Origin of the sequence: Corynebacterium ammoniagenes DSM 20306, assembly GCF_001941425.1 — a bacterium.
GTDB classification, from domain to species: domain Bacteria; phylum Actinomycetota; class Actinomycetes; order Mycobacteriales; family Mycobacteriaceae; genus Corynebacterium; species Corynebacterium ammoniagenes.
The window spans coordinates 2,285,011-2,310,578 of the sequence record NZ_CP009244.1 but is presented as its reverse complement, the minus strand read 5'-3'; the positions used below and the strand labels follow the sequence as shown (position 1 = coordinate 2,310,578).

The following is a 25,568-nucleotide window of genomic DNA, read 5'->3' as shown; positions in this document are numbered from 1 at the left end:
ACGACGCAGGAGGAATCACTCGATGACAACTTTTACTAAAACCACCTCGACTCCCGACCAGGCGCAGGCAGAAGCCGCCGGCCTGAAATGGCTGGCCGCCGCAACCCCGGAGGCCGCGGACGCCGTCGTGGAAGTGATTGATGTTAGTGGCACCACGGTGGTGGAAAAGCGCGTGGACACCGTGCGACCAGATCCAGAATCAGCGTTTGCTTTCGGCAAAGTTCTACGCGGAATTCATGACGCTGGAGCTGAGGCTTTTGGTGCTGCACCGGAGGGGTGGACGGGCAAAAACTATATCGGCAGCGTCGAGCAATCCTGTACGCCAACGGACAAGTGGGCAGAATTTTATACCGAGCAGCGCGTCCTGCCATTTGCGCGCCGGGCCAACCTTGCCCCGGAGATTTTGCAGCAGGTGGAAAAGGCGTGCGAGAACATCGTTAAGCATGCCGGTGCCCCCGAATTTAATGTGCCCCCGGCTCGCATCCATGGCGACCTGTGGGCGGGCAATGTGTTGTTTAGCCCCACCGGCGTAGTAATTATTGACCCGGCTGCGCACGGCGGGCACCCGCACACGGATTTGGCGATGCTGGATCTGTTTGGCACTCCGCACCTGGTGGATATTCTCGCAGGCTATGGCGACCCGGATGTGGATTTTGCGCTGCACCAACTACATCCTTTGGCCGTGCATGCCATGACGCACGGGATGGCATATCACCGCGCGCTCGGCGAGGCCGCTGCCGAGGTAGTGAAAAACTACCCTGCCTAGCCTTGGTAGGTGATAGGTCCCTGCGGCATGTGGCGTTTGTGCGCGCCGCGACGCCAATGCTTTTCGATGACCCCTGCTGCCTCCGCCGGCACCTGCTTGCCTTCTAGGTAATCATCAATATGCGCGTAGGTGACACCGAGCGCCTGCTCATCGGGCAGGCCGGGCTTGTCATCTTCCAGATCAGCCGTGGGAACTTTGCGCCACGTTTCCTCTGGGGCATTGAGATACTGCAGCATCTGCGCGCCCTGGCGTTTGTTGAGCCCTTCCAGCGGCAACAGATCGGCTGCGCCATCGCCCCATTTGGTGAAAAAGGCGGTGACATTTTCCGCGGCATGATCAGTGCCAATAACTAGCAGGTTCTTTTCGCCGGCCACCGCGTATTGCGCAATCATGCGCAGGCGAGCTTTGACATTGCCGCGGTTGAAATCTCCCATTTGGTGCCCACCCAAACTCTGCGCTACCTGTGCATCCAGGGAGCTGGTGGCACCTTCGATATTGATGGTCAGGCTGTGATCGGGCTGGATGAAGTCCATGGCCATTGTGGCATCATCTTCATCCATCTGTACGCCGTGCGGCAGCCGCAACGCGTAGAACTCGGCGCCGTCGACCTGATCGACTGCCAGCTGCGCGAGTTTGCCTGCAAGCGTGGAATCCTGGCCGCCGGAAATGCCTAAGACATAGCCCGCAGCGCCAGTGGTGCGAAGGTAGTGCACTAAGAAATCGACGCGCCGGGTTACTTCCTCGGCTGCATCGATGCTGGGCTTGGTGCCTAAGGTGGCAATAATAGTCTGCTGCAGATCGTCCATGTGGCCATTCTAACCTGAGGACCAATTATTATTAGTGGTCATCTTGATGGATTCAGATTGCAGCGCTCACGGAGTTATTCGGACCTTGAGTGCTTTAATGGACTCTTGTGAGTACTGACAGATATGTAAAGCTAGTTGCCCTAATTGCGGCATTAGGCGGCCTCTTATTCGGCTATGACACCGGCGTTATGTCCGGTGCTTTGTTGTTTATTAGCCCGGATTTTGACATGACCGCCCACCAAGAAGGCTGGGTTACGTCCATGCTTTTGGTCGGTGCTGCCGTTGGCGCCCTGGTTGCCGGCCGCGCCGCCGATGCCTGGGGGCGACGCCGGACGCTGCTGTTAGGCGGAGCCATTTTCGTCGTGGGCTCGCTGTGGTGCGCGGCCTCAGAGTCCATCGTGATGCTCGGTGCTGCGCGTACCTTCTTAGGCCTAGCCGTGGGTGGCGTGTCCATTGTTTCCCCGATGTATATCGCGGAAATGGTGCCACCAGCGATGCGCGGGCGGTTAGTCTCGCTTAATACTTTGATGATTGTGGTCGGCCAACTCGCTGCCTACCTGGTCAATTCCGCGCTGGCCACCTTTGGTAGCTGGGAGTGGATGCTAGGCCTTGCCGCCGTGCCAGGTGCCATGCTGTTTATTGGCATGCTGTTCGTATCGGACTCGCCCGTCTGGTTGGTCTCTAAAGGCCGCGTGGATGAAGCCAACGCGGTAGCGGGCCGGTTGGGGATGGGGCTAGAAGAGCTCGCCCCACCCGAAAGCAGCCGCGGCACCGCTACAGAATGGTCCATTCTGAAATCCACCCGCTGGATCCGCATTACCGTCTTATTAGCGATGCTCATGGGATTAACCCAGCAAATTACGGGCGTGAATGCCGTGGTCTACTTTGCGCCCACCATGATGAATCAAGTGGGTATTTCTACCACCAACTCGGTGTATACCTCCATTGTCATCGGCGTGGTCTCAGTCGTGGCCTGCTGGATCGGGCTAAAGGTAGTCGACCGCATCGGCCGCAAACGCTTGCTGATGATTGGTCTAGCCGGCAATACCATTTCGCTGTTTATTTTGGCCGGCGCCTATTCCTTTGCCAATGGCTCCTTCTTCTTCGCTATGGTCTCGCTATTTTTCATGGCAACGTTTATTGCTTCCCAACAAGCCGCGGTATCTCCCGCAACTTGGCTCCTGATCTCTGAGTTAGTTCCTGGCAAAGTCCGCGGGCTCGGCATGGGCATCGCAGGCCTGAGCTTATGGGTTACAAACTGGGCGGTGGCGCAGTACTTCTTACCGCTGGTGGAATGGCTAACTGGCCCCGTTGCCTTTGCGGTCTTTGGCGTACTCGGCATCATTGCGATGGGCTATACGCGCGCTCTCGTGCCTGAAACCATGGGCAAGTCTTTGGACGAGGTTGGCGCTGAGATGCGCAGGCGTTATGATCGAGTCAGCACTCGATAATAGGGGGTTTCCGTTTGCCGAAAGGCAGCCGAAACTGCAATTTTAGTCACCGTGTTGATTGTATTATTTTGTCTTCACGCTGCTATAGGGTAATATTCTCCCTCGTGTCATGACCGGAGTTTTCTACAAACTCCGGCGCGTGCTTGAACAATATTAACCGCAGTAAATCTGATGGTTCGCCACATCACGGCGAATCAGGATGCGCATAACGAAAGGAGCGCCCGATGAAGGTTCGCAAGTCGCTTCGGTCGCTGAAGAAGAAGCCGGGCGCTCAGGTTATTCGCCGCCACGGTAAGGTCTTCGTGATCAATAAGAAGGATCCACGTTTCAAGGCTCGTCAGGGCTAAGATACGATCTTTTCGCTCAAGCCACCCAAGTTATCCTCGTGATGACTCGGGTGGCTTTAGCTTTGCGCGCAGCCGGCGAGTGGAACCAGGACGCGCTGTTGTGGGGTAGTGGTCCTGCGGAGACTTAAGGGCTCCTTAGGAACGTGCGCCCACGTCTGTTGGCTAAGATAGATTTGCGCTAAAACTACACAGTTGCGATCAATGGTTCCAATGTGGCCAATGTGAAGGACTGTAAGCTTGCGCAGCGTTAAAGGTGAACTTGCTCACACGTTGCGGCAGGAAATATCTAAAGCCGCAGGTGGTTTCGCGAATGTACTTCCGGGAGACTTTCAACGATGTAATTGCCGAAAGTCTCGGCGGTCTACATGTGGGGCATCGGCAAGCGCTATCCTGGTAATTCCATGCGTGTAACTACTACATGTTGTGATGGTTGCAGGTCAGCGGCACAAAGTATAGTGTTGTGGGTATCGCTCAGCGGTACGGAAAGACCGTCTGAGAACCGCTTTAAAATGCCCCACACAGAGCCGATTAATGGCTCGCACGAATATCGAAGGTTAGGTCAGCACAATGTCCATCACTCTCTACACCAAGCCAGCTTGCGTCCAGTGCACCGCTACGAAGAAGGCTCTTGACCGTGCAGGGCTGACTTATAGCACCGTTGATATCTCTCTTGATGATGAAGCACGTGACTACGTTATGGCGCTGGGCTACGTTCAGGCTCCAGTCGTAGAGGTAGATGGTGAGCACTGGTCTGGTTTCCGCCCAGAGCGCATCAAGCAGCTGCAGGCCGCTTAAATAACTGCACGCAGAATATCTGCACGCAGTAGAACTGCATGCAGCAGACAAGGCTGAGGGATCGCGTATCCGTAAGGAAGTTCCTCGGCCACTCTTCCAGTGACGTTATGTAATTCCTGGAAGGAACTTGGAGTTTCAAAGGAGGGAGTCGACCGTGTTGGTCGTCTACTTTTCTTCCGTCACCGATAACACTCACCGCTTTGTGCAAAAGCTCGACCTACCGAATGTGCGTATTCCGCTGCGGTTAAAGGACGAGCCTTTAATAGTTAATGAGCCCTATGTGCTGGTGTGTCCAACTTATGGTGGCGGAGTTTCACTGTCCGGCGAAAATAGCCGACCTGTTCCACGCCAGGTCATTCGTTTCCTTAACAATGAACACAATCGCAGTTTTATCCGAGCCGTTGTAGCCGGTGGCAATAGCAACTTTGGCCCTGACTTTGGCAAAGCCGGAGAGGTTATCTCCGGAAAGTGCAAAGTGCCCTATGTGTACCGCTTTGAAATGATGGGCAACGAAGACGACGTACGTATTTGCCGCGGCGGTCTCCTACAAAACGCAGCCAAGCTGGGGCTGGAAAAACAAGCCAGCTAAAACCTGCGCCCCTAATTACTATGAGGGATTACAACCCTCACCCTTAGACAAACTCTAACGAAAGGCCGAGTGCTTCAAGTGACTCAACAATTGGGCAAGACCGTTGCCGAGCCGGTAAAGACTTCTGAGAAGCTAGACTTCCACGCTCTCAATGCACTGCTGAACCTCTACGACGAAGACGGCAAGATTCAGTTCGACATGGACCGCGAGGCCGCGAACCAATACTTCTTGCAGCACGTTAACCAAAACACCGTGTACTTCCACGACCTGGAAGAAAAAATTGAGTACCTAGTTGAAAACAAGTACTACGAGCCCGAAGTTATTGAAGCGTATGACTGGGAATTTATTAAGTCCCTGTTCAAGCGGGCATATAGCTTTAAGTTCCGCTTTAAGTCTTTCCTTGGCGCGTACAAGTACTACACCTCTTATACCTTGAAGACCTTTGATGGTCGCCGCTACTTGGAGCGTTTTGAAGACCGCGTTTCCATGACTGCGCTTTTCTTGGCAGATGGTGACACCGCTGTCGCCGAGAGCATGGTCGATGAGATCATGTCGGGCCGATTCCAGCCAGCAACCCCAACCTTCCTCAATGCAGGTAAGGCACAGCGTGGCGAATTAGTGTCCTGCTTCCTCCTGCGCATCGAAGACAATATGGAATCCATCGGTCGCGCAATTAACTCCTCCCTGCAGCTTTCCAAGCGCGGCGGCGGTGTGGCATTGCTCCTGAGCAATATCCGTGAATCCGGCGCACCTATTAAGCACATTGAAAACCAGTCTTCGGGCATTATTCCGATCATGAAGATGCTGGAAGACGCGTTTTCTTACGCTAACCAGTTGGGCGCACGTCAGGGTGCAGGCGCTGTCTACTTGAACGCTCACCACCCAGATATTTTGAATTTCCTCGATACCAAGCGTGAAAACGCTGACGAGAAGATTCGTATTAAGACCCTGTCTTTGGGCATTGTCATTCCAGACATCACCTTTGATCTGGCTAAGCGCAATGAAGATATGTACCTGTTTAGCCCGTATGACGTAGAGCGCGTCTACGGCAAGCCATTCGGTGATATCTCCGTAACTGAGCACTATGCGGAAATGGTCGAAGACCCACGCATCACCAAGAAGAAGATCAACGCACGTCACTTCTTCCAGACAGTGGCAGAGCTGCAGTTTGAGTCCGGTTACCCGTACATCATGTTCGAGGACACCGTTAATGACGCCAACCCGGTTAAAACCGGCCGCATTAACATGTCCAACCTGTGCTCTGAGATTTTGCAGGTCAACTCTCCATCATCGTTCAACGCTGACCTGAGCTATGAGCAGATGGGTAGCGATATTTCCTGCAACTTGGGCTCAATGAACATTGCCTTGGCGATGGACTCCCCAGACTTCAGTGGCACCGTGGAAGCCGCCATCCGTGGTCTGACCGCAGTTGCTGACAAGACTGCCATTGACTCCGTACCGTCGATCCGCCACGGCAATGATCAGTCCCACGCAATTGGCTTGGGACAGATGAACCTGCACGGCTTCTTAGGCCGCGAGCACATCTACTACGGCTCGGAAGAAGGCTTGGACTTTACCAACGCTTATTTCGCAGCCGTGATGTATGCAGCTCTTCGTGCATCTAACAAGATTGCGAAGGAGCGTGGCGAGACCTTCAGCGAGTTCAAGGACTCCGAGTACGCCTCTGGTGCATTCTTCGACCGCTACGATCCTGCTGAGTTCGCGCCTCAGACCGATAAGGTCAAGGCACTCTTTGCTGACTCCACCATCCACACCCCAAGTGCGGAAGACTGGGCGGACCTAAAGGCACAGGTTATGGAGCACGGACTCTACAACCGTAACTTGCAGGCAGTTCCGCCGACAGGCTCGATTTCCTACATCAACAACTCCACTTCCTCGATTCACCCAATCGCTTCCAAGATTGAGATTCGTAAAGAAGGCAAGATTGGCCGTGTTTACTACCCAGCGCCACACATGGACAACGACAATCTTGACTACTTCCAGGATGCGTACGAGATTGGTCATGAAAAGATCATCGACACGTACGCCATTGCTACGAAGTATGTTGATCAGGGACTTTCATTGACCTTGTTCTTTAAGGACACCGCCACCACCCGTGACATCAATAAGGCGCAGATCTACGCATGGCGCAAGGGCATTAAGACCTTGTACTACATCCGACTGCGTCAGATGGCGCTGGCCGGAACCGAGATTGAAGGCTGCGTATCCTGCATGCTTTAATGCTCGATTCCACTCTTGCCTGAAGCTCTCCTGAAAAGGGGAGTGGTGGCGGCAAGACTTGGATCACGTAGCCAAAAGCCCGAGGTATCTTCACACTGTGAGCAAGTTACCTCGGGCTTTGTGGTGTTTTAGCCGGGACTAACGATAAAGCTGCTCAGTTTCATCACGGCTGTCGAGGAGTACGCGACGAGAAATGTTTTGTGCATCCACATGGTTTCCCGCAGCAATTGCTTCGGCGAGCTCGACATGCAGTGCTGCGGTATTGCCGATGGGATTGCGCTTTTGAGATCCGAAGACGGACTTTCCCTTCAAAATGCTCAGCAAAGATGGCGCGAGAGCAACAAACATCTCGTTGTGCGAAGCAGTAAAAATCAAGGTGTGAAATTTCAGATCAACCTCGAGGGCCTCCCCAACGCGTGATGATGGATACTGCTCCAACTCCACCAAGCGGTTAGCCAGCGTCAAAATCTCTTTACGCTCTTGGTCTGTAGCAGCACCGGCAGCCACAGACGCCGCGATGGGTTCAACAGCAAAGCGAAGCTGGTTAAGTGAACGCTGCTGGGCTGGTCGCGCTTTGTCATTGCTAAGACGCCAGCGAATTACCGTGGGATCAAAGCTGACCCAGTTTGATGACGGAAGTACGGTCAGCCCCACTCGTGGAGAAGTCTTAACCAGGCCCATGTGGTCGAGCATGCGCATTGTCTCCCTGGCTACGGTGCGGGAGACATCAAATTGCCTTTCAATATCGGTCAGCGTGAACGTTTCCCCAACGCCAATTACTCCCGCGACGATGTCCGAGCCAATGGAGTCCAAAACTGGGTTAACTAAAGGCACACGTTGTGGATCTGACATAAACGGTTTCCTTCCCAGAGTCTTTGTCACCTTGCCAACCCGATAGCAAGAAAATGGCGTAGGTGTAGAACCCAGTATGAACCATCAAGAGCTCAAGTGGGGCAGTGGTGGCCTAACCATGACAGTAATATTCACTAGTGGCTTCGCGTGGTGAAATTAACCCGACAGCCCTACCGGCTCTCCCCACCGGCAGACGGATACTTTAAGTCAGTATTTTCCCAGTTCATCTGGGGTAAAGTCGCAAGTTTTCAATTAGTCAATGTAGACAAAAATTGGGGCACGCCAGCCGAGAGTGGGTCATGTTTAGGAGTATGCTGGGAACCCGAAATCACATCACTTTCGAGGTAGAGCAGATAGGTTGAAACCGTGCCGAATAAATACGACGAATACGTCGATAACCACACAGAACCGGTCAAGGCGATCAACTGGAACGTCATCCCTGATGAGAAAGACTTGGAAGTTTGGGACCGTCTAACCGGCAATTTCTGGCTCCCAGAAAAGATTCCGGTATCTAATGATATTCAGTCCTGGAAGAAGATGACTCCGCAGGAACAGCAAGCCACCATGCGTGTGTTTACTGGACTGACCTTGCTGGATACTATCCAGGGCACCGTGGGCGCGATTTCTTTGGTGCCTGATGCTGAAACTATGCACGAGGAAGCGGTCTACACCAATATCTCTTTCATGGAATCCGTGCACGCGAAGTCCTATTCCAATATCTTTATGACGTTGGCAACCACGCCGCAGATTAACGAAGCTTTCCGTTGGTCCGAGGAGAATGAAAACCTGCAGCGGAAAGCAAAGATCATCATGTCGTACTACCGCGGTGATGATCCATTGAAGAAGAAGGTGGCCTCCACTTTGTTGGAGTCCTTCCTATTCTATTCCGGGTTCTACCTGCCGATGTATTTGTCATCGCGCGCGAAGCTAACCAATACCGCAGACATTATCCGCCTGATTATCCGGGATGAGTCGGTGCACGGCTACTACATTGGCTACAAATATCAGCAAGGCGTCAAAAAGCTATCGGAAGAAAAGCAGCAAGAGTATAAGGACTACACCTTTGATTTGATGTATGACCTGTATGAAAACGAGCTGGAGTACACCGAAGACATTTATGATGACTTGGGATGGACCGAGGACGTCAAGCGTTTCTTGCGCTATAACGCGAACAAAGCGCTAAACAATCTCGGTTACGAAGGGCTCTTCCCAACAGACGAGACGAAGGTTTCGCCAGCAATCTTGTCGTCGCTGAGCCCGAACGCCGATGAGAACCATGACTTCTTTTCAGGATCTGGTTCTTCTTACGTCATCGGTAAGGCGGAAGAGACTGTGGATGATGATTGGGATTTCTAAAATTCCCACCTGGGCATAGCCCGATGGTTAGAAAAGCGGCGGATGCCTTCAACGTAGAGCGCCCGCCGCTTTTGCCATGGGGAGATAGTGGCGGTCAGCGGATTTTTGCCCATTGATCTGCGAAAACTGCTGTGCACGTGCCATTGGCAGTCTTTGCTGACCCATAAACATCATTCGAATGGATGACAACAACCGGGGGGTTTATAGGCGAAGATTGCTGGGGATTTGCTCGGCCCTCGTCGCGAAAACTGTGGCGTATCCCATAGAAATCTATGGAACTGTTTTGAAGGCTAATTCGGGCGCCCCGTTCGTACTGCAAGAATGTCGTCACTTTAGTAACAAAGCCCTAATCAGGTGGGGGAGGAAGATTATGATGAGCTGGCAAAAAGGCGTAAGAATGCCTAATATAAGGCAGGTAAACCTTTAAGCGCGTCAGGTTTGGTTCTGACGTGCTTTGTATTCAGGAGGAAAACAATGACCGCTGTGGCGCCACGGCTAGACGATTACGTCCAGCCAACTCGTCCAGAGCCGTCCGGTAATGAAAAGACCGGTTCCAAGGCTTGGATGATGCTGACCACCACCGACCACAAGCAGCTGGGCATCATGTACATCATCATGTCCTTTGGCTTCTTCTTTATCGGTGGCTTGATGGCACTGCTGATCCGCGCTGAGCTATTTACACCGGGTCTTCAGTTCCTTTCTAACGAACAGTACAACCAGCTGTTCACCATGCACGGCACCGTCATGCTGCTGCTATTTTCGACCCCAGTCGTCTGGGGCTTCGCTAACTTCGTGCTTCCGCTGCAAATCGGTGCGCCTGACGTGGCCTTCCCACGTCTGAACGCATTCGGTTTCTGGATCACCCTGGTTGGCGGCACCGTCATGCTGACCGGCTTCCTGACCCCAGGTGGCGCAGCTGACTTCGGTTGGACCATGTACATGCCTTTGGCTGACGGTGTTCACACCCCAGGTGTCGGCGCAGACATGTGGATCATTGGTGTTGGCGCAACCGGTATCGGTACCGTGCTTTCCGCTATCAACATGATCACCACCATTTTGACGATGCGTGCACCGGGCATGACCATGTTCCGTCTGCCAGTCTTCGTATGGTCCATTTTCACCACCGCTATCTTGTCGCTGCTGATCTTCCCACTGTTGCTCGCAGCTGCACTTGGTGTTCTGTATGACCGCAAGCTCGGCGGCCACATCTTCGACTCCGCCAACGGCGGCGCGATTCTGTGGCAGCACCTGTTCTGGTTCTTCGGCCACCCTGAGGTGTACGTGATTGCACTGCCATTCTTCGGCATCATTTCCGAAGTGGTTCCAGTGTTCTCCCGTAAGCCAGTCTTCGGCTACACCGGCATGGTCTTCGCACTGCTTGCCATTGGTGCACTGTCCATGGCTGTATGGGCACACCACATGTTCGTAACCGGTGCAGTTCTGCTTCCGTTCTTCTCGTTCATGACCTTCCTAATTGCGGTTCCAACCGGTATGAAGTTCTTCAACTGGGTAGGCACCATGTGGAAGGGCCACATCACCTGGGACACCCCAATGATCTGGGCCATGGGCTTCATGGGCACCTTCCTCTTCGGCGGTATGACCGGCGTTATGCTGGCAGCTCCTGCACTGGACTTCCACTTGGCTGAGTCTTACTTCCTTATCGCTCACTTCCACTACACCGTCTTCGGTACCGTTGTATTCTCCGCATTCGCTGGCGTTTACTTCTGGTTCCCAAAGATGACCGGACGTATGTTGGACGAGCGTCTGGGCAAGATCCACTTCTGGTTGACCTTCATCGGTTTCCACGGAACCTTCTTGATTCAGCACTGGGTCGGCAACATGGGTATGCCACGTCGTTACGCGGACTACCTGGAGTCTGATGGCTTCACCATCTTCAACCAGATCTCCACTGTCTTCTCCTTCATCCTGGGTGCATCTGTCATCCCATTGGTATGGAACGTCTTCAAGTCCTACCGTTACGGCGAAATCGTTACCGTTGACGACCCATGGGGCTACGGCAACTCCCTGGAGTGGGCAACTTCCTGCCCTCCTCCACGCCACAACTTCGAGTCCTTGCCACGCATCCGTTCGGAGCGTCCAGCCTTCGAGCTGCACTACCCGCACATGGTCAAGCGTCTGCGTGAAGAAGCACACGCTGGTTCAGGACACTAGATTGGATAGAAATAGTGCCTAAGCACTATTCATCCTCCTGACAATAAGCCACCTCCCGATACCTCGGGAGGTGGCTTTGTCGTATCATGGCAACGTGATATCTACTCATCTATTGATAATTGTTGGCCCCTCCGTCCCATCAAATGTGGTCTCAGACTTCGAGGAACTAGGAGTTGTTGTTCTCGAGCAGCGGCCGGTTCCGACCGCGCATCTCGATGGGATAGAGCTTGCGGTTAAGTTTGAAGGCTCGCCTGCGGATATTGCCACAGTGGCATCTGCGCACGGCGTAGATATTGCGTTGCTGCCAGTCGGAGAATCTCCCTCCCGCGGGCTAATCTGTCTCGACTGTGACTCCACATTAATTACCGGTGAGGTCATTGAGATGCTCGCGGCACACGCGGGCAAAGAGAAGGAAGTCGCAGAAGTCACCGATCGTGCGATGCGTGGAGAGCTGGACTTTGAAGAGTCTTTGCGTGAACGCGTCGCCGTACTAGCTGGTCTAGATGAGTCGGTGATCGACTCGGTGTCCCAAGCCATTGAATTAACGCCTGGGGTCAAGGACGCATTGGCTACGTTAAAGCAGCAGGGATACCGCGTCGCGGTGGTCTCCGGCGGATTTATCCAGGTGCTGGAACCCTTAGCGGCAGAGCTGGACTTGGATTACGTCCGGGCTAATACCTTGGAGATTGAGGACGGACGTTTGACCGGTCGGGTTACCGGCAAGGTCGTCGACCGTGAAGCAAAAGAAGAATTCTTGCGCGAATTCGCCGCTGATTCTGGCCTAGATATGGCACAGACTGTCGCAGTCGGCGATGGCGCCAATGACATCGATATGGTCACGGCAGCAGGCCTTGGCATTGCCTTCAACGCTAAGCCAGCATTGCGTGAGCACGCTGATGTCGCGATCAATCTGCCCACTCTGGCGGGATTGGTGCAAATCCTCGGTGCAACTACGTCTGTGGATGATAAATAATGACCCCGGAATTTGAAGTAGCACACCAGCGCCTCGTCGCCGCGTGTACCGGAAGGTCCTGGCGGGATAAGGATGAAGATCCAGAGCACCCAGAGACCATCCAAGCGATGCAGCTGGCGTTGAATATGCCCAAATCCAATCCGCCGTCACGCATCGAGATGCTAGAGTCCGCAGCCCGCGCGGTCGTAGCGGTCTGCCTGGATGACAGGGCAGGTGCCGATGGAGCCTTCGCGGAAGCATTGGCTGAGTGGTACGGGCACCGCATTCGGAAAGTCGCCCGTCGTGCGCGCAACAAGGCATGGGACGACGTGCAGGCTCTGCCCGGGGTGACGGTAAATAACCAGGCGCGGGCATTTGCGCCTTCGGCGGTGCAGGATGTGCACCCGTTGATTGCCAAGCTACAGATTGGACACACCGATATCGCACCGGAAGAAGTAGGTACTCCGCGTAGCGATGCCCCGGTGATCTACGTGGACAACACCTTAGAGATGACTGCTGGCAAGGCTGCTGCCCAAGTGGGACATGGCTCGATGTTATACGCGGCGTCGCTGACTGCGGAGCAAGCGTGGCAGTGGGCCCAGGAAGAATATGCGCTTAGCGTGCGCGAAGTACCGCGTGAGGTCTTCAATCAGGCGCTGTCGCAGCCTGATGCAGTGGTGATTCGGGATGCCGGATATACCGAGGTAGCCCCGGATTCGGCAACCGTGGTCACGGTGTCTGCTCCACTGCCTTAAACACTGATGTTACGAGGCCACCAGCCGCTTGAGCGCACCGCGAACGGTGTCGGGGTTGGTGGTGGTCCAAAATTGCGGCATCGACCGCTTGAGGAAACCGCCGTAGCGTTTGGTCTCAATCCGGTTGTCCAATACGGCCACAACGCCGCGATCCGTCGTGGAGCGCAAGAGCCGGCCGGCACCTTGGGCCATGAGCAGGGCAGCGTGGGTGGCAGAGACTTCCATAAAGCCCTTGCGCCCGGCGGCATTGGCTGCTTCCGTGCGCGCTTGCAGCAGTGGTTGATCAGGGCGGGGGAACGGGATGCGGTCAATTAAGACCAAGGAGCACGCTGGTCCTGGCACATCCACGCCCTGCCAGAGCGTGAGCGTGCCGAAAAGACATGAATTTTCATGTTTGGAGAACTTCTCCACCAATGCACCGGTGGTGTCCTGGCCCTGAACAAAGATTTCAAAGGGCACTTGCATGCGCAGTTTCTCCGCGGCTTCCTCCGCAGCGCGTCGCGAAGAAAACAACCCCAGGGTGCGCCCGCCGGCCGCCATGATGAGATCTTTCATCTCTTCCAGCGTCTCTGGTGCCAAGCCATCGCGGCCCGGGGCGGGAAGATGGGAGGCGACGTACAAGATGCCGGATTTCGCCGGATCAAAGGGCGTGCCCGCGTCCATGGAATCCCACGTGCCCTTCGGCATGCCCCATTGCGCAGCCATGACATCAAACCGTCCGCCCAATGCCAGTGTCGCTGATGTAAGCACCACGGTGTTTTGCCCAAAGAGGTTTTCACGCAGCATATCCGCAACCGATAGCGGTGCCACAGCTAGCGAGGAGTCATCGACCCACACCACATCGTCTTGGTCTGCGGCATCATCAGTATCGAATACTTCGAGAATGCGATGAATAGTTTCTGCCATTTCAGACAAGTGATTAGTGAGGTTCTGCCGCTCCGCGAATTTTTCCGGATCATTGGTGGCTTCACCTTCACTAGGGCGCGAAACAGCCGACTTGCACTCGATGATTGCGGTGGCCAAACCATCGAGTTGATTCTTCGCGGGTTCATCCATATCCACCCAGCGGCCGGAGTCATAGGAGTCAATAAAGATCGCAAAATCATCGGCAAGCTCTGCGAGGCGAACATCTTTGCCTTCGGCACCTAGTGACTTCGCGCGATTGGCAGCCATCTTGATGGCTCTGGCATTAATCTCTGCCGTAGACACAGAGGTAATGCGCGCATCGAGCTCATGAGCCTCATCGACGATTACAACATCATGCTCGGGCAAAATAGCAGTTTCCGCAGCGGCATCGATAGCTAAAAGCGCGTGGTTGGTCACCACGATATCGACCTTGGAGGCCTTCTGCTTCGCCAATTCCGCGAAGCATTCTTCTCCTTGCGGACACCTTGATGCCCCCAAACACTCCCGGGACGTGACAGAAACCTGCCGCCACGCAAGGTCTGGGACACCGGGGACTAAATCATCGCGGTCGCCGGTTTCAGTCTCATCGACCCACTCGAAAATACGCTTAACATGCTTGCCGGTCCACGAAACATCGTCATCGTCTAACAGCGTCTCATCGGGCTCAAACCCGGCCTGTGCCACCTTATTGAGACAAGCGTAGTTATTGCGACCTTTCATAATGGCAAAGGTCGGCTTTTCCTGCATCAGCGGCTCCAGTGCTTCCACTAGGCGCGGCAGGTCACGTTCGACCAACTGCCGTTGCAGCGCAATGGTCGCGGTCGAGACGATGATGGTGGAGCCGGTGTTATGCGCATGGCGGATCGCCGGCACCAAATATGCCAAGGACTTACCCGTGCCGGTGCCGGCTTGAACCGCTAGATGGCGGTCGGACTCTAAAGCTTTCGTGACTGCTTGCGCCATGGCGTGCTGGCCATCGCGGCGGGCGCCTCCCAAGGCAGCTACGGCTTGGTCGAGCAATGCGTCCGTTGTCTGATTGAGGGGTTCGTCGTTCACCTCACCGAGTCTAAGCCATACACGCTATGACTCCCGCACCGGCGTCAAGCACCGAGGCGGGTATCAGGGAGTTTATTCAAAACCCAAGTAGCGGGTGTGCACGGCAGGTTCATCACGGGTTAGAGCCAAGCCCTCCCACGGCAGGGTCTTGATGCTCTCAGCCAAATAGGCACGGGATTCATCCAAGGTGGGTTGGCCATCGACGATTTCGCCATCGCGAATCAACGGCACGGTGAGCATCTTAGAGGTCAGGTGCCCGGTATCCGGTTCCTCATCGGCGAAGGGGAAGATAATTTCTTCCACGGCCACGCCAGAAGAGCGGTAGGAACGGATGGCACGCTTGGCACCGCCCACAGACTTCTTCGCCTCCGAGCGCTTGGCGACGGGATGTCCGTCCACCTCCACAATCTTGTACACCATGCTGGCGGTTGGAGCCCCAGAGCCGGTAACCACGGACGTGCCGACACCATAGACATCCACCGGATCCCCGCGCAGGCCCGCGATAGCAAACTCATCCAAGTCAGACGAGACTACAATTTTGGTGTTATGCGCGCCGAGATCATCGAGCTGCTTGCGCACGCGGCGAGTAATCGCCCCCAGGTTGCCCGAGTCGATGCGCACACCGCCAAGTTCAACCCCGGCAACTTCAATGGCGTTGTTGACACCTTGAGTGATGTCGAAAGTATCGACCAGCAAGGTCGTGCCCACCCCGTGCGCGTCCACCTGGGATTGGAAGGCAGCCTTCTCATTCGGGGTGCCATCGTCGTTAACGTGCGCCAGAGTCCACGAATGCGCCGCGGTGCCGGATGCAGGCATGCCGTAGCGGGCAGCGGCTTCCAGGTTGGAGGTGGACTGGAAGCCCGCCAGGTAGGCAGCACGAGCAGCGGTCACGGCCGCCTGTTCATGGGTGCGCCGGGAACCCATTTCAATAATCGGACGTCCATCAGCAGAAGCCACCATACGCGAGGCCGCAGAGGCCACTGCGGAATCGGAGTTCATGATCGATAAAATCACCGTTTCGAGCAAGACACACTCGCCGAAACCACCGCGCACGGTCAGCAGCGGAGAGTTGGGGAAAAATAACTCGCCCTCGCGGTAGCCATCAATCTGCCCGGAAAAACGGTAATTGCGCAGGTACTCTAATGTCGCATCGTCTAAAAAGGTCAGCGTTTCTAGCTGTGCTTCGGTAAAGCGGAAGTTCTTCACTGCTTCTAAAACGCGCGGAATACCCGCGACCACCCCATAACGTCGTTCATTCGACAGCCGGCGTGCAAAAACTTCGCAGACTACGGGGCGGTCGGCGGTACCATCGGCAAGCGCTGCTTGCAACATGGTTAGCTCATACATATCCGTGAGCAATGCCGTGGATTGAGGTTCATTCGACTGAGGGTTCACAGCAAACAAGTCTAGCGCGCGAAGAAAGCAATCTGTGTCAAGGACCACGCAGAAGTGCTTTTCGATGCCCCCTTGACCCCTTAAAAGCCCTATTCAAATTGCAGAACCAGCCACACCTGGTTGTCATCAGCGGAATAAGCAGCAGAAACCGCCATGTTTAAGTATTGGCTATCCATGAGCACGGCCGCGTGCGGTTCAGAGGTGCGCAACCGCTCAATAAACTCATAACCACTGGCCTCTTCGAGCGGAAGGTGCGCCTGCAGCATGCTGATATTTTCTGCAACCGGCTCTTCTGTGCCCGTAACCGCATTGGTCTGGGCCTTTAACTGCGCCGCGTCCTGGCGCTCGGGGTATTCGAAGACCAGGCCCAGGTTTTGTTCCTGACGCATCTCATTGACCGCTTGGTAGACCTCAGTCTGGATGGTGGCCAGCTGCGTTTGCACCTCCAGCGATGGCGTGCGGTAATCCGGGTGCGTGTTCGGCGCAGTTTCTTCCGGAGAAGAATCATCGTCCTGCGGCGCACCGCTGCTAGAACCGACCGCTGCGAGCAAGGCAAGGACTAAGGAGATGGCGGTAATACCGACTTTGATGATGTTTGTTGCGTGGGCACCGGAGAAAAGTTCTGAGAGTTTTCCGGCAATAGACTCTGGCAGTTGCATGATCTTCGGCTTTCTCGGGCTGCGAATAGGAAATTGCAGTGACTTACTCTAGCCAAAATCTCCGACTAAAGTAAGAAAGTCCGTTAAGCTAGGGAACATGTACGTGCAATTAAGTTCCCCCATGGCTTCTCCGAAGCTAGATGAGGCAGTTGACGTCTCGGTAGCTTCGGAAGAAAACCTGCCGTGGATGTGCATCGTCTGGGATGATCCTGTCAACCTCATGAGCTATGTGTCTTATGTTTTCCAAACGGTTTTGGGCTATGACAAAAAACGCGCCAATGAATTGATGATGCAAGTGCATACGGAAGGCAAAGCCGCCGTAACCTCTGGCGAGCGTGACAAAGTCGAAGCCGACGTGAAAAAGCTGCAAGTAGCAGGGCTTTGGGCAACAATGCAGCAGGCAGGTTAAGAGATAGATGCAACCTTGGAGAAAGAAAAAGGCGCTTTTACGGGGCGCGAAATTCCAAACCATCCTCGAGCCAATGGAGCGGGAGGTGCTTGGAAACCTCACCTCCACCGTGAGTGAAGCCATCATTCAGCGGGCACAATCGGCGCCCAAAGATGAGCTGGCAGAAATGATGGACATGCCCAGCGGGCATAAAGACGCACCGGAGGATCCGTCTTTGGCGCGGCTATTTCCTGACTTTTTTGCTGAGGGCCAAGAAGAATATGACGGGGACGCGGGTCTGATGCGCAGCCTGCATGAAAATGACATTGCCAAAGATAAATTGCGCAATCTCCAAGTCATCAACCATGCTCTCGGTCCTGTCGGCGGGGTAGAAGTCTCCATTGAAGAAGGGGACGCACAAGCATTTCTCGCCGGTTTAAATGATCTGCGCTTGTATCTTGCGAGTGGGCCGATAATCAGCGAAGAAGATGAGCAAAACCGCGACAACTTGGTGGAGTGGCTCGGCTATTGCCAAGATTCCCTGCTCGAAGCTCTCGTCGGCTAAATCTCCGTAAAGCCCCGTAGATATCCGCTGCTTTCAAAGCTGTGAGCTTGCGAAAAGTTGCCAGCCTGTCAGCTTGGAATCGGGCTGCGGGGTGCGCAGTTGTGGCGAGGAACGCGGCGACAGTCGCAGGACTCGGCTAAACTTGACCGCATTATGACTTATCCCGCCCCTACACCGCAGCCCGCCGGAAAAAGATCCCGTAATAACGGGATTTCGGCGAATTACACCAAGCGTGGCCGCATCGCCACCGGGTTTACCTTTGCATTCGGTTACGTTGCGGTGCTGTGGATCGTGCACTTGGTCAACACCTTTTTATTTGGTGGGGCACTGACTTTCTTCGGTATTCACCCGCTGGATTTCAATGGCCTGCTGGGCATTATCACCTCGCCATTTTTGCACTCTAATTTTGAGCACCTGATTTCCAACTCCATTTCCGGCGCCATCTTTAGCTTTTTAGTCGGGCTATCAGGCCGTCGCGCCTGGTGGGAAGTCACCCTGTTAGTCGTGCTCATTGGTGGCATCGGCACCTGGCTGCTCGGCGGGCCGGGCACGAACCACATTGGTGCCTCCGGCGTGGTCTATGGCTGGTGGGCATACCTGCTTATTCGCGGTATCTTTAACCGCTCGCTGGGCCAGATTGCCTTGGGTGTGGTCTTAGGTATTTTCTACTCCGGCATGATTTTCGGAGTCCTGCCCATCTATGAAGGCGTGTCTTGGCAGGCGCACCTTTTCGGCGCAGTCGGTGGTGTCGTAGCAGGTAGCGTGATTACCTCGGATGACACTAAGAAACAGATTGCGCGTCGAAAAGCGAAAGCGGTGCGATAAGTGGACCGTCTAGCCCCCATCGGCATCTTTGATTCAGGTGTCGGTGGTTTAACAGTCGCGCGCACCATCATGGAACAGCTGCCGCAAGAGTCGATTATCTATGTCGGCGATACTGCGCACGCCCCCTATGGCCCACGCGAGTTAGAAGATGTGCAAAACCTGTCGCGCGCTATTGCGGATGACTTGGTCGCTCGTGGCTGCAAGATGCTGGTGATTGCCTGCAATACCGCGACCGCAGCCTTTTTGGATGAAGCTCGGCAGCGCTATGACATTCCGGTGGTAGAAGTCATACGCCCTGCTGTGCGCCGCGCCTTAGCCACAACACGCAACCACAAGGTGGGTGTGATTGGCACCGAAGGAACCATTAATTCCCAGGCTTATCAGCACCTTTTCGTCCAAGCGAATGACGCCGAGACACCCAATGTCGAGGCACACGCCGTTGCCTGCCCAGACTTTGTGCCTTTTGTCGAGCGCGGAATTACCTCCGGCCGGCAGATCTTGGGTGTCGCCGAAGCATATCTGGCCCCGTTGCAAGCAGCGGGAGTCGATACGTTGGTACTAGGGTGCACGCATTATCCGCTGCTGACCGGCATCATCCAGCTGGCGATGGGCGATAATGTGACCTTGGTGTCCTCAGCCGAAGAGACCGCGAAGGATGTATTGCGCATCTTGACCGAGCGCGACGAGCTGGCACCTGTGGATAACGAGCCCACGCGATTATTTGAATCTACCGGTGATCCAGAGACCTTTGCACGTCTTGCACAGCGGTTTTTAGGTCCGCAACTGTCGTCTTTTTAACACCGTGAGTATCCCCACATAGGGCTATCCATAGTGTCTTTGGCCGTGCAAAGGCATGTAATTAAAGATTTTTTGCCCAATTCATGACAACATAGCCTCATGAAGTTGACCATTCTGGGATGTTCGGGCAGTGTGCCCAGTCCCAATAACCCCGCGTCAGGTTACTTGGTTTCTTTCCCAGACGCACCATCTATCGTGATGGACTTAGGTCCTGGAACATTTGCGGCCCTGCAGGAAATCCAGGACCCGTGTGATGCTCACATGACTTTTAGCCACCTGCACGCCGACCACTGCACGGACTTTCCGTCCTTGATGGTCTGGCGCCGGTTTCATCCCGATACGCCCGCGGCCTCTCGAAATTTTATGTTTGGCCCCAAAGATGCGCCTGTGCATCTTGGCCGCATGAGCGCAGATCACATCGATGAGGTCGATGATTTCTCCGACTCCTTTGCTTTTTCTGCCTGGGAACACGGCAAAAAAGAACTCATCGATGACGTATTTATGACTCCCTTTCACGCAATCCACCCAATTGAGGCCTTTAGCCTGCGGATGGAGCACACAAAGACTGGGCAAGTCATTTGCTACACCGGTGATACCGCGTACACCGATGACCTAGTTCCCGCAGCACAGGACGCAGATATCTTGCTCGCGGAAGCTGCCTGGGGGTGTGAGGTCGAAGGCCGTCCACAGGGCATGCACATGAGCGGCACGCAGGCAGGGACACTGGCACGGCTTGCCGATGTTAAAAAGCTGGTTCTCGTACACCTGCAGCCATGGAGTGACCCGCAATCCACGTTGGAAGCGGCACGTTCGGAATTTGACGGCGAAATTGTGTTGGGCGCGCCGGGCATGGAGTTTCAACTCTAACTACGCGCGGTACCCTTGAGAACATGACTGATTTTCAACGTGCTGATGGTCGTGACTTAGACCAGCTGCGAAGTGTCCGTATTACCCGCAATTTCACCACTAATCCTGCCGGCTCCGTATTGGTAGAGTTCGGCAACACCCGCGTGATGTGCACCGCGTCCGTAGAGCAAGGCGTGCCACGCTTTAAGAAGGATTCCGGTGAGGGCTGGTTGACCGCGGAATACGCTATGCTGCCGTCTGCCACCCACGACCGCATGCCGCGTGAATCCATGAAAGGCAAAGTCAAAGGACGCACCCATGAGATTTCACGTCTCATCGGTCGTTCCTTGCGCGCGGCAGTTGATCTTTCCGCACTAGGAGAAAACACCATTCAGCTGGACTGCGACGTTCTGCAGGCCGATGGTGGCACACGCACGGCATCGATCACCGGCGCATACGTTGCGCTTGCCGATGCCATCGCCGTGCTCAAAGAACAAGGCGTCGTTCCCGGCGAGCCACTACTGCAGCCTATCGCTGCAGTATCCGTTGGCATGGTCGAGGGCAATGTGTGCTTGGACCTTCCTTATGAAGAAGATTCGCGCGCGGAAGTAGACCTGAACGTTGTCATGCAGGAATCCGGCAACTTCGTCGAGGTGCAAGGTACTGGCGAAAACGGCCTCTTCGGCCGCGATGAGCTCAACGCCATGCTGGATGTTGCGCAAAAGGGCTGCGTGGAACTGATCGCTGCCCAGCGCGCGGCCCTAGGAATCTAATAACCATGAAGCTGCTTGTTGCCTCCAATAATTCCAAGAAACTACAAGAGCTAGAAAAGATTCTTGCCGATGCCGGCATTGATTCTGTCCAACTAGTGCCGCTTCGCGATGTCGATCCCTATGAGGAACCAGTAGAAGACGGCCGTACGTTTGCAGACAATGCCTTGATTAAGGCACACGCGGGCGCTCGGGAAACTGGTCTGGCGTGCATCGCGGACGATTCCGGTATTGCCGTGGAAGAACTCAATGGCATGCCGGGCGTTTTATCGGCCCGCTGGTCAGGCGAGCACGGCAACGACGAAGCTAATAACCAGCTTCTGCTCGCCCAGATGGCGCATGTTCCCGAGGAACGCCGTCAAGCGGCATTCGTCTCTGTCTGCGCAGTAGTCACTCCTGCTGGTCAAGAACATGTCGCTGAAGGCCGCTGGCCGGGACGCCTTTTAACCTCGCCACGTGGAGAGGCCGGTTTTGGCTATGACCCGCTATTTCAACCTGAAGGCGACAGCCGAAGCGCTGCGGAGTTAAGCCCAGAAGAAAAGAACGCGGCATCCCACCGCGGTCGGGCATTGGCGCAGCTGGTGCCGGTCATCGAAAAGCTAGCTGCCGCGCACTAGATAATCTGCCAGCACAACAAAGGTCCGTACATAATCTCATGTACGGACCTTTTGCGGTGGGAAGAAGCTGTGCTTTTAGATCTGGAACATTTCCTTGACCTGGTCGCGACGCTTAATCTCCATCCAGAAAGAGAAGAAGGGGATAACACCGGCGAGCGCAGTGGTAAACCACTGACCCACGGACCAGCGTGCCTTCGGCGCCAGGTTCAAGATGGAAAGCAAGTAGACCATGTAGGCAAGCCCGTGTGCCTGAGCAATAAGGGTTGCCCAGTCCGGCATTTCCATGCCGACGATGTATTCCAAGACCATGCGGATCACCAGGATCACCAGGAAAATACCGGTGATCGTGGCGGCAACGGTGAAGAACTTCAAGGCCGTGTCAACGCGCTTTTGGCGCTCTGGGTGTACCTGCTGCTGGCTGGTCATCGAAGAAAAATCCTTAGGTTAATTTTTAAGTGGTGGAAAGATTCCGAGGCAAAGTCTGCTACAGAGCAGACTTTAGAAATCAGCGGGATGATCATCCCAGCGTGGCTCAGTGGAGGACTGTCCTCGTCGCTGAGGGTTTAAGGCGTTGAATTCTTCAACGCTGAGTTGTCTGCGTTGCGGCAGGAAATCCTCATCAATTTCGGTGACTTGGTCATCAGTTTCCTGGGGAGCCTGGTAGACATAGTCCTCCGCACCGGTATCGGCAGCTTCATTTTCGGCCTCGATGCGCTCATTTTCATAGTGCATGGCGGTCCGATAAGCATAAATGACGAAAGCTGCAAAAAGAGGCCATTGGAAGGCGTAACCTAGGTTTTGGAAAGTTCCGGACCCTGATTGGAAACGCGTCCATTGCCACCATGCGAGACCAAGAAAGGCAACCACGAAAACTCCGATGAGCACAAAATGCCACCACCGGGGCTTAATTTTATTCCGTTTCTGACTCACATGTCCCACCTTACCGATAGTTTTCAGAAAGCCCTATTCCCTTAATTATTAGTTTGGCCACCTTTTGTTGTAGTATCAAATCCGCAAGCGCCCGTGGCGGAATTGGCAGACGCGCTAGATTTAGGTTCTAGTGTCCAGAGGGCGTGTGAGTTCAAGTCTCACCGGGCGCACAATTTCAAGGCCTCCTAACCTGGTTAGGAGGCCTTTTGCCATTTAGCCTTCCTCATCGCAGTGTGAAGCTGGTATCGCTTGCGGGAATTAGGTAGTGCGCTCGGAATAGTTTTGTGCGACGATGGAAATACAACGATTTTCAATTTGTTCATTACATAGTGCGAGGCTTCGAGCTTTTCGGAGTGTCCACACCTAATCCAGTCGGTGATAATTTTGGCAGCTCTAATTGCACTCGTAGTCGTATTACTTTTGGTTGTAGTAACCATTTTTGACGGCTACTTCATTGTTCGTACTCGTGAAGCAGCGATCGTCGAGCGTCTTGGTAAATTCAATGCGGTTGCGCACGCAGGCTTTCACTTCAAACTGCCGTACATCGATCGCGTGCGGGATAAGGTTTCTCTCCAGATTCACCAGTTGGATGTCATGGTGGAAACCAAGACGAAAGACAACGTCTTCGTGCAGATCCCCGTGGCGGTTCAATATGAAGTTGTAGAAGGCCGCGAACGCGAAGCGTTCTACCGACTATCCGACCATGAGCAGCAGATCATCGCCTATGTTCAGGACAATGTCCGCTCCTCCGTAGCGAACATGAACTTGGATGATTCCTTCTCTTCCAAAGACACCATCGCTCAAAACGTCGGTCTGTCCTTGCGCGACAACATGGCGGAGTACGGCTGGAACTTCGTCAATACTCTTGTTACTGATATTCGCCCGGATACGCGAGTACGCGAATCTATGAACTCCATCAACGCCGCACAACGTGAGCGTGAAGCTGCGGTTGCTCAGGCAGAAGCAGAAAAGATTCGCGTGATTAAGGAAGCGGAAGGTTCTGCTGAAGCTCGCAAGCTGCAAGGTCGCGGTGTAGCTGAACAGCGTAAGGAAATTGTCGAAGGTATCGCTGCGCAGTATGAGATGCTGCGCAACGCCGGTATCGAAGAGTCCCCAGAGGCACTGATGCTGGTTTCCCAGTACTTGGATGCGATGGTGGATGTATCTAATAACTCCAATTCCAACGTGCTGTTTATGCCGTCGAACCCAGGCGGCATGGGCGATATCTTCGAGGGCATGCGCGATGTGCTCATGTCTTCGCACGCCATGCAGCAAAACTCGGACGCACCCAAGACGACGAACAAGTCTCCACGTGAAATCTCGCAGTCTCGCCCGCAGTCCAACCCAGCGCAGCAGCAGACAGGACAACACCGTCAGCAACAGACTCAGCAGGTGCAATCTGCACGTGAGTACTTCAATGAAATGCGCGACCAACTTCGCGGGGACGGCCAGTAGATAATCCTAGCGATCTCGCCCATTCCGGTGGCTAGTAAAGATGAAACAGAAAGACCCGGCGCAGGCCGGGTCTTTCTGTTCGTCAAGGGCATATGCGAGTGAACTTAGCTAGTTGCACTGATGTCACAGGTGGAAAGCTGCGTGTGCAGGGCTTCTTTCTCTGCAGGGGTGACCCAAAGCCCGTAGTCGGATTTAACATCGATGATGTCGCGGGCGTAGTCGCAGCGAAACTCGCGGCGGGGTGGAAGCCACGTTGCGGCATCGCCCGCGCCTTTTTGGGAATTGAGACTGCCTTTGACCGCGCGTAAGTTGCGCGGGTCATTGGCGAAGTTACGGCGGGTTTGCACATCCCATTGCTGTGCACCTTTTTGCCAGGCATCCGACAAAGCGACAACGTGGTCAATTTGTACCTGCGACGATGTGGATTGCCCGCGCACAAAATCAATGGTCTCACCGCTATAGGGATCATGGAGAGTGCCGGATAAGACCACGCAGCCGTGCGTGCCGTCTTTGATATCAAGGTCAATTAGATCGCGACGCAAAATGTCATTGCGAGTATCGCAACCGTTGTGCCCGAACTCAACCGTGACGTCATCACTCCACGCTTGGCCGAATAGCGCGCGGTCGTAACCGGTCTTTGGTGCCCGACCAGCCACGCGCAGGCTATTGAGAGTGGCGGAGTAGTCATCAGATGCGGTTGGTGTTGAATTATCCGCATGCGGTGTTGTTGCCTGCTGCTCGGTGGGGGCGGTGTCCTCCGTGCTGGGGGTCGAGGTATGCACCTGTGCAGAGGGAGTAAGTGGGCTGTGCGGGTCGGCGTTTTGATAAAAAGCGACGCCAACAATAACCACGAGGAGAAGAAGTATTTGAACCGCAACTGTTATTGTGCGTTTGAAGCCCGTTTTCATAATGGATGATGATTGTAGACGGGGCATCGGACAAACCTCGAAAGGTTGTGGCATGAGCATCGATTACATCTTCGATGAATACCTCGAAGACACCGGCCTGGATCGGAGCGCAGAAGTGGTTCCAGATCATGCCTGCCAGATTTTTGAGACACCGGAGGGTGCAAAACCCGGCGGGGACTCTCGGAGCGCTGAGCCGACCTTAGAGCAGGCACGCGATAAGGTGAACAAATACTTAGCATAGAAATATAGTTCAGGTCACAAAAGTAATGGTGAGTGAATTTGTTCGTCGACAAGCGTCAAACCTGCACGTCGAAAGCGGCGCGGGTTAAAAGATGATGGTTTCCTCATGATTTTGTGGCATGCTAATA

Annotated in this window: 27 protein-coding genes and 1 tRNA gene; 20 read left to right on the top strand and 8 right to left on the bottom strand. The window is 54.5% G+C overall.

The annotated features are described in order from the left end of the window. The first annotated feature begins 22 nt into the window (after positions 1–22). On the top strand, positions 23–766 hold the full coding sequence (locus CAMM_RS10585) for a fructosamine kinase family protein (protein WP_003847157.1): 744 nt from the start codon (positions 23–25) through the stop codon (positions 764–766). On the opposite strand, the gene nadE is transcribed toward CAMM_RS10585, so the two are convergent. Beyond that, positions 763–1,572: an ammonia-dependent NAD(+) synthetase gene (nadE, locus tag CAMM_RS10580; protein WP_003847158.1), complete on the bottom strand. Its 810-nt coding sequence runs from the start codon at positions 1,570–1,572 to the stop codon at positions 763–765. The two genes, CAMM_RS10585 and nadE, sit on opposite strands and share 4 nt — an antisense overlap. Positions 1,573–1,679: 107 nt before the next feature. Between nadE and CAMM_RS10575 the strand changes: the two genes are divergently transcribed. The 5 genes from CAMM_RS10575 (at position 1,680) to nrdE (ending at position 6,995) form a co-directional block, all read left to right on the top strand. Then, positions 1,680–3,023 carry a sugar porter family MFS transporter gene (locus CAMM_RS10575; RefSeq protein WP_003847159.1) on the top strand — a complete coding sequence of 448 codons (1,344 nt, stop codon included), beginning with the start codon at positions 1,680–1,682 and terminating at the stop codon, positions 3,021–3,023. A gap of 224 nt (positions 3,024–3,247) precedes the next feature. Continuing rightward, positions 3,248–3,370, top strand: coding sequence for a type B 50S ribosomal protein L36 (gene ykgO, locus CAMM_RS10570; RefSeq protein WP_003847162.1), 123 nt, complete (start codon positions 3,248–3,250; stop codon positions 3,368–3,370). A gap of 567 nt (positions 3,371–3,937) precedes the next feature. After that, positions 3,938–4,165 carry a glutaredoxin-like protein NrdH gene (gene nrdH / locus CAMM_RS10565; RefSeq protein ID WP_003847164.1) on the top strand — a complete coding sequence of 76 codons (228 nt, stop codon included), beginning with the start codon at positions 3,938–3,940 and terminating at the stop codon, positions 4,163–4,165. A 154-nt stretch (positions 4,166–4,319) separates the two neighbouring features. Further along, a complete protein-coding gene (gene nrdI / locus CAMM_RS10560; protein ID WP_040355372.1) occupies positions 4,320–4,754 on the top strand; it encodes a class Ib ribonucleoside-diphosphate reductase assembly flavoprotein NrdI in 435 nt (144 codons plus the stop codon). A 78-nt stretch (positions 4,755–4,832) separates the two neighbouring features. Then, positions 4,833–6,995: a class 1b ribonucleoside-diphosphate reductase subunit alpha gene (nrdE, locus tag CAMM_RS10555; protein ID WP_040355374.1), complete on the top strand. Its 2,163-nt coding sequence runs from the start codon at positions 4,833–4,835 to the stop codon at positions 6,993–6,995. Positions 6,996–7,133: 138 nt separating this feature from the next. Here the strand turns inward: nrdE and CAMM_RS10550 are convergent, their stop codons facing one another. Next, positions 7,134–7,847, bottom strand: a complete 714-nt coding sequence (locus CAMM_RS10550) for a FadR/GntR family transcriptional regulator (RefSeq protein ID WP_003847167.1) — start codon at positions 7,845–7,847, stop codon at positions 7,134–7,136. 366 nt (positions 7,848–8,213) lie between these two features. On the opposite strand from CAMM_RS10550, the gene nrdF reads away from it, so the two are divergent. The 4 genes from nrdF to CAMM_RS10530 all read left to right on the top strand — a co-directional run bounded on the left by nrdF (position 8,214) and on the right by CAMM_RS10530 (position 13,082). Continuing rightward, the gene (nrdF, locus tag CAMM_RS10545; protein WP_003847168.1) at positions 8,214–9,203 is read left to right on the top strand and encodes a class 1b ribonucleoside-diphosphate reductase subunit beta; all 990 of its coding nucleotides are present in this window, start codon (positions 8,214–8,216) and stop codon (positions 9,201–9,203) included. 474 nt (positions 9,204–9,677) lie between these two features. Further along, complete coding sequence (ctaD, locus tag CAMM_RS10540; protein ID WP_003847172.1) at positions 9,678–11,375, top strand: aa3-type cytochrome oxidase subunit I; 1,698 nt, start codon at positions 9,678–9,680, stop codon at positions 11,373–11,375. Between the two features lie 94 nt (positions 11,376–11,469). After that, a complete protein-coding gene (gene serB, locus CAMM_RS10535) occupies positions 11,470–12,348 on the top strand; it encodes a phosphoserine phosphatase SerB (protein ID WP_147581084.1) in 879 nt (292 codons plus the stop codon). Beyond that, a complete protein-coding gene (locus CAMM_RS10530; protein WP_003847178.1) occupies positions 12,348–13,082 on the top strand; it encodes a peptidyl-tRNA hydrolase in 735 nt (244 codons plus the stop codon). Before serB ends, CAMM_RS10530 begins: the two co-directional genes overlap by 1 nt. 9 nt (positions 13,083–13,091) lie before the next feature. Here CAMM_RS10530 and CAMM_RS10525 read toward each other — a convergent pair whose 3' ends face one another. From CAMM_RS10525 to CAMM_RS10515, 3 genes are all read right to left on the bottom strand, one after another. Then, positions 13,092–15,044: an ATP-dependent DNA helicase gene (locus CAMM_RS10525; protein WP_003847180.1), complete on the bottom strand. Its 1,953-nt coding sequence runs from the start codon at positions 15,042–15,044 to the stop codon at positions 13,092–13,094. A 72-nt stretch (positions 15,045–15,116) separates the two neighbouring features. Then, the gene (locus CAMM_RS10520) at positions 15,117–16,439 is read right to left on the bottom strand and encodes a nicotinate phosphoribosyltransferase (RefSeq protein ID WP_040355433.1); all 1,323 of its coding nucleotides are present in this window, start codon (positions 16,437–16,439) and stop codon (positions 15,117–15,119) included. A gap of 89 nt (positions 16,440–16,528) precedes the next feature. Beyond that, positions 16,529–17,098 carry a CAP domain-containing protein gene (locus tag CAMM_RS10515; RefSeq protein ID WP_003847186.1) on the bottom strand — a complete coding sequence of 190 codons (570 nt, stop codon included), beginning with the start codon at positions 17,096–17,098 and terminating at the stop codon, positions 16,529–16,531. Positions 17,099–17,195: 97 nt separating this feature from the next. Between CAMM_RS10515 and clpS the strand changes: the two genes are divergently transcribed. The 7 genes from clpS (at position 17,196) to rdgB (ending at position 21,907) form a co-directional block, all read left to right on the top strand. Next, a complete protein-coding gene (gene clpS / locus CAMM_RS10510) occupies positions 17,196–17,507 on the top strand; it encodes an ATP-dependent Clp protease adapter ClpS (protein WP_075761557.1) in 312 nt (103 codons plus the stop codon). A 7-nt stretch (positions 17,508–17,514) separates the two neighbouring features. Next, the gene (locus CAMM_RS10505) at positions 17,515–18,051 is read left to right on the top strand and encodes a DUF2017 domain-containing protein (protein ID WP_003847190.1); all 537 of its coding nucleotides are present in this window, start codon (positions 17,515–17,517) and stop codon (positions 18,049–18,051) included. Between the two features lie 153 nt (positions 18,052–18,204). Continuing rightward, on the top strand, positions 18,205–18,876 hold the full coding sequence (locus CAMM_RS10500) for a rhomboid family intramembrane serine protease (protein WP_003847192.1): 672 nt from the start codon (positions 18,205–18,207) through the stop codon (positions 18,874–18,876). Continuing rightward, a complete protein-coding gene (murI, locus tag CAMM_RS10495) occupies positions 18,877–19,674 on the top strand; it encodes a glutamate racemase (protein WP_003847194.1) in 798 nt (265 codons plus the stop codon). 99 nt (positions 19,675–19,773) lie between these two features. Beyond that, positions 19,774–20,541, top strand: coding sequence for an MBL fold metallo-hydrolase (locus CAMM_RS10490; protein ID WP_040355377.1), 768 nt, complete (start codon positions 19,774–19,776; stop codon positions 20,539–20,541). 23 nt (positions 20,542–20,564) lie between these two features. Next, positions 20,565–21,293, top strand: coding sequence for a ribonuclease PH (rph, locus tag CAMM_RS10485; protein WP_003847199.1), 729 nt, complete (start codon positions 20,565–20,567; stop codon positions 21,291–21,293). Positions 21,294–21,298: 5 nt separating this feature from the next. Then, positions 21,299–21,907, top strand: a complete 609-nt coding sequence (gene rdgB, locus CAMM_RS10480; RefSeq protein WP_003847202.1) for an RdgB/HAM1 family non-canonical purine NTP pyrophosphatase — start codon at positions 21,299–21,301, stop codon at positions 21,905–21,907. A gap of 75 nt (positions 21,908–21,982) precedes the next feature. Here rdgB and CAMM_RS10475 read toward each other — a convergent pair whose 3' ends face one another. Together CAMM_RS10475 and CAMM_RS10470 are read right to left on the bottom strand one after the other, a co-directional pair. Further along, positions 21,983–22,333: a DUF3817 domain-containing protein gene (locus tag CAMM_RS10475; protein WP_003847203.1), complete on the bottom strand. Its 351-nt coding sequence runs from the start codon at positions 22,331–22,333 to the stop codon at positions 21,983–21,985. Between the two features lie 72 nt (positions 22,334–22,405). Continuing rightward, entirely contained in the window at positions 22,406–22,837 is a 432-nt protein-coding gene (locus CAMM_RS10470) for a hypothetical protein (protein WP_003847205.1), read from the bottom strand. An 87-nt stretch (positions 22,838–22,924) separates the two neighbouring features. Between CAMM_RS10470 and CAMM_RS10465 the strand changes: the two genes are divergently transcribed. Together CAMM_RS10465 and CAMM_RS10460 are read left to right on the top strand one after the other, a co-directional pair. Continuing rightward, positions 22,925–23,007, top strand: a tRNA-Leu gene (locus CAMM_RS10465). Between the two features lie 214 nt (positions 23,008–23,221). Beyond that, positions 23,222–24,292, top strand: a complete 1,071-nt coding sequence (locus tag CAMM_RS10460; RefSeq protein ID WP_040355434.1) for an SPFH domain-containing protein — start codon at positions 23,222–23,224, stop codon at positions 24,290–24,292. Positions 24,293–24,396: 104 nt separating this feature from the next. Here CAMM_RS10460 and CAMM_RS10455 read toward each other — a convergent pair whose 3' ends face one another. After that, positions 24,397–25,200 carry an HNH endonuclease family protein gene (locus CAMM_RS10455; RefSeq protein ID WP_003847210.1) on the bottom strand — a complete coding sequence of 268 codons (804 nt, stop codon included), beginning with the start codon at positions 25,198–25,200 and terminating at the stop codon, positions 24,397–24,399. A gap of 52 nt (positions 25,201–25,252) precedes the next feature. Between CAMM_RS10455 and CAMM_RS10450 the strand changes: the two genes are divergently transcribed. Beyond that, positions 25,253–25,441: a hypothetical protein gene (locus tag CAMM_RS10450; protein WP_003847211.1), complete on the top strand. Its 189-nt coding sequence runs from the start codon at positions 25,253–25,255 to the stop codon at positions 25,439–25,441. The last annotated feature ends 127 nt before the right edge of the window (positions 25,442–25,568 follow it).

Excerpts from the sequence above, each read along its gene's own strand:
- CAMM_RS10585 (WP_003847157.1), top strand. The coding sequence starts at position 23 with ATGACAACTTTTACTAAAACCACCTCGACTCCCGACCAGGCGCAGGCA.
- nadE (WP_003847158.1), bottom strand. The coding sequence starts at position 1,572 with ATGGACGATCTGCAGCAGACTATTATTGCCACCTTAGGCACCAAGCCC.
- ykgO (WP_003847162.1), top strand. The coding sequence starts at position 3,248 with ATGAAGGTTCGCAAGTCGCTTCGGTCGCTGAAGAAGAAGCCGGGCGCT.
- nrdH (WP_003847164.1), top strand. The coding sequence starts at position 3,938 with ATGTCCATCACTCTCTACACCAAGCCAGCTTGCGTCCAGTGCACCGCT.
- CAMM_RS10550 (WP_003847167.1), bottom strand. The coding sequence starts at position 7,847 with ATGTCAGATCCACAACGTGTGCCTTTAGTTAACCCAGTTTTGGACTCC.
- ctaD (WP_003847172.1), top strand. The coding sequence starts at position 9,678 with ATGACCGCTGTGGCGCCACGGCTAGACGATTACGTCCAGCCAACTCGT.
- CAMM_RS10530 (WP_003847178.1), top strand. The coding sequence starts at position 12,348 with ATGACCCCGGAATTTGAAGTAGCACACCAGCGCCTCGTCGCCGCGTGT.
- CAMM_RS10515 (WP_003847186.1), bottom strand. The coding sequence starts at position 17,098 with ATGCAACTGCCAGAGTCTATTGCCGGAAAACTCTCAGAACTTTTCTCC.
- clpS (WP_075761557.1), top strand. The coding sequence starts at position 17,196 with ATGTACGTGCAATTAAGTTCCCCCATGGCTTCTCCGAAGCTAGATGAG.
- CAMM_RS10505 (WP_003847190.1), top strand. The coding sequence starts at position 17,515 with ATGCAACCTTGGAGAAAGAAAAAGGCGCTTTTACGGGGCGCGAAATTC.
- CAMM_RS10500 (WP_003847192.1), top strand. The coding sequence starts at position 18,205 with ATGACTTATCCCGCCCCTACACCGCAGCCCGCCGGAAAAAGATCCCGT.
- CAMM_RS10490 (WP_040355377.1), top strand. The coding sequence starts at position 19,774 with ATGAAGTTGACCATTCTGGGATGTTCGGGCAGTGTGCCCAGTCCCAAT.
- rph (WP_003847199.1), top strand. The coding sequence starts at position 20,565 with ATGACTGATTTTCAACGTGCTGATGGTCGTGACTTAGACCAGCTGCGA.
- rdgB (WP_003847202.1), top strand. The coding sequence starts at position 21,299 with ATGAAGCTGCTTGTTGCCTCCAATAATTCCAAGAAACTACAAGAGCTA.
- CAMM_RS10475 (WP_003847203.1), bottom strand. The coding sequence starts at position 22,333 with ATGACCAGCCAGCAGCAGGTACACCCAGAGCGCCAAAAGCGCGTTGAC.
- CAMM_RS10455 (WP_003847210.1), bottom strand. The coding sequence starts at position 25,200 with ATGAAAACGGGCTTCAAACGCACAATAACAGTTGCGGTTCAAATACTT.
- CAMM_RS10450 (WP_003847211.1), top strand. The coding sequence starts at position 25,253 with ATGAGCATCGATTACATCTTCGATGAATACCTCGAAGACACCGGCCTG.